Origin of the sequence: Halovibrio sp. HP20-59, from assembly GCF_033052795.2 — a bacterium.
Classification (GTDB): domain Bacteria; phylum Pseudomonadota; class Gammaproteobacteria; order Pseudomonadales; family Halomonadaceae; genus Vreelandella.
Genome location: NZ_JAWJUW020000040.1, coordinates 1 through 2263, shown reverse-complemented (window position 1 = coordinate 2263; position 2263 = coordinate 1). Strand labels below are relative to the sequence as shown.

At 39.5% G+C, this 2263-nt stretch carries 4 protein-coding genes; 1 reads left to right on the top strand and 3 read right to left on the bottom strand.

Going from position 1 to position 2263, the window contains the following annotated elements; translation table 11 throughout:
- Positions 1-206, top strand: a 206-nt coding sequence (locus tag RZA33_RS19225; protein ID WP_317509332.1) for a hypothetical protein, incomplete at its 5' end; no start/stop codon positions are given.
- Here RZA33_RS19225 and RZA33_RS19220 read toward each other — a convergent pair.
- The 3 genes from RZA33_RS19220 to RZA33_RS19210 all read right to left on the bottom strand — a co-directional run.
- Positions 203-868 carry a hypothetical protein gene (locus RZA33_RS19220; RefSeq protein ID WP_317509331.1) on the bottom strand — a complete coding sequence of 222 codons (666 nt, stop codon included), beginning with the start codon at positions 866-868 and terminating at the stop codon, positions 203-205. The two genes, RZA33_RS19225 and RZA33_RS19220, sit on opposite strands and share 4 nt — an antisense overlap.
- A gap of 53 nt (positions 869-921) precedes the next feature.
- Positions 922-1629, bottom strand: a complete 708-nt coding sequence (locus RZA33_RS19215) for a hypothetical protein (protein WP_317509330.1) — start codon at positions 1627-1629, stop codon at positions 922-924.
- Positions 1630-1920: 291 nt separating this feature from the next.
- Positions 1921-2263: hypothetical protein (locus tag RZA33_RS19210; protein ID WP_317509329.1), on the bottom strand; the 343-nt coding region annotated here is incomplete at its 5' end.

The following is a 2263-nucleotide window of genomic DNA, read 5'->3' as shown; positions in this document are numbered from 1 at the left end:
TCAGGAAGCCCTGCGTGAAGAAGCGACTTATCAAGCGTTACATGATGAATAGCATCAACTTCGTGGGGATCCGTCAGATTTTAATTTATTTACACCTTATTGAAGCTTCCGTACCTCAAAGAATCTTAACGCCCACAGCAGGGGCGGCAAAAAGTGTAGCGAGGAACGAGCGAAGCTTTTTGCCGTCCCTTGCCTGTGATTGTTAAGCGCCTTTTACCCATGTCCTATTCTTCGTAACTTCCCATTCGTTTTTCAGTATGACTTGCAATTCGGATACGATGTTATCTATAAGTTCATCATCTAGCGAAGTAGAATCATTACCCATATTTTTTCTCGCATCACCAAGGTATTCCATGAGTTTAGTTGCCTGAGGATCACTGGGTTTAAAAAACAACTTTACCTTGGAGTGTAGTTGATAAAAGCTGGCCCTGTTTTCGATGAAGCTATTATAGTGCTTAGCCACATCCTTCTGGTGCTCAGAGGCGGATTCCGTATCATTTGAACTCATTGCATTTTTTCGATAATCAATAGAACAGTTTCTTTGCAAATTAGACATTTGGCATAAATGTAGCGCCTTAGATAATTCTGAAGAAGTGTTTCGTAAATTATTTAACCATTCATGGCGATAGTCGGATATTTTATTTTCATGTTCCGCCTTTCTATTAATTCCCCCTTGTTCCTCCTGAGTTCTTATGTTTTTCTTTGAAATAAAATAAGTAACAAACGCACTTCCAAGAACGATTACTATCGTGACTAAAAATGGCAAATTATTTAGAAGAACGTCCTGCCACTCTAAAGCTCTCTGCTTGATCTCAATGGGTATTTGGCTTTCAGCCTTAATTAATACTTCAGAATCTATGTTTGCCATACATATCTCGATTGCTGGATGCACTTAACGTTTCAAGAAGAGGCGTGCGTTTTTTACACGTCCTTCTTCCTTGACTTGTTAGCTTTTGCTTGTTTGTACCAATACATCTTTCCTTTTGGTAATACAATTTTTTCAAGAACCGTCTCACCTACCTTTGTCCGCTTATCAAAGACCTTTTTACGGATACTTTCAGCAAGAGCTTTAAAAGGAATATTCTCACCTATCAAGTAGTCCGGTTGCGACAACTCAGAATACAACTGAGGTTTCATATCTGAGTTTTTGCTTGGGTGAAGAGCTAAGCTTACTTTGACTTCCTCAAAATTCTCAGCACCACTATGAGCCGCAAAATTATGTCTTAACTTCATTATATGGTCGTGAAGATCTAAGCATTCTGGATCTATTATTGTTCTTTCTAATTTCACCTTCCTGCCTTCGCAGGAGGTAAAGCACTTACCATAGAATGTTAATGCGGCAACAAACAATCCCTTAACTAGGTTCATTTTATCTGGTTTTGTCCAACGATCCAGATCTTCTGGTTCCAACTTCTCTATTTCATTTAGCCAAATTATTACGCTTCTCAGATCCTTCTCTATCAAAGAATAAGCTCCGTACTGCTCGCTTATCTTATCTGTCATTTGAACTGAAGGAGCAGGCTTATCCTCATACAGATATTCATTACTAAGCCCTTTTCCTGGAATGAAGGTCTCGATAATTGTCCAACCGTCAGACATAACTTTTTTGATTTTCAAACCTATGCTCATTGCGATTCCGTAAAGCTAACAGTTTATTAGTGCGCATGCGCGTTTTTCTGGAAGGCCCAATCCTGCCAAAAACTACCAACCAATTGATAGCATTGGTAAACCACAAATCCCCATACAAAAGCTCGCTAGAAAAATGCGCATGCGCGTTATCATTTTAAGTTATCTTTACAAATTGAACATAAACATACAATTTAATTCATCAACTCATTGTTATTTAGAGGTTTTATTAAGGAAAAGCTGCAAATTTGAGCACTTACCCCGCCAGCGATATGGAAAAACGCGCATTGCAGATTAAGAAAACTTGATTATGCTGTTTTTATATACAGCAATTAAGAGAATTTCCCCAAATGGCCAGTAGCCCTTTCCTGAATGAGGTTCGCACATCCATCCGCGTCCGAGGGATGAGCATTCGGGCAGAGAAAACATACATTTAAAACATACATTTACTGGATACGCTTTTTTATTCGACGCAGTTACTGGCGTGCTTTGTCGACACCATTTGCATGATTCTGTACCCAGGAAGGCGTTAAAAAAAGCCGTGCCGGCTGTAAAATTGACTAGGGCCTGTTGACGTTTCACATGGGCAGCCATAAAAAACCACAAGCTAAGGCCACCATGCTTTCGTAGTTTCGCT

Bases quoted from the DNA above. Each gene is read 5' to 3' on its own strand.
- RZA33_RS19220 (WP_317509331.1), bottom strand. From the start codon at position 868: ATGGCAAACATAGATTCTGAAGTATTAATTAAGGCTGAAAGCCAAATA.
- RZA33_RS19215 (WP_317509330.1), bottom strand. From the start codon at position 1,629: ATGAGCATAGGTTTGAAAATCAAAAAAGTTATGTCTGACGGTTGGACA.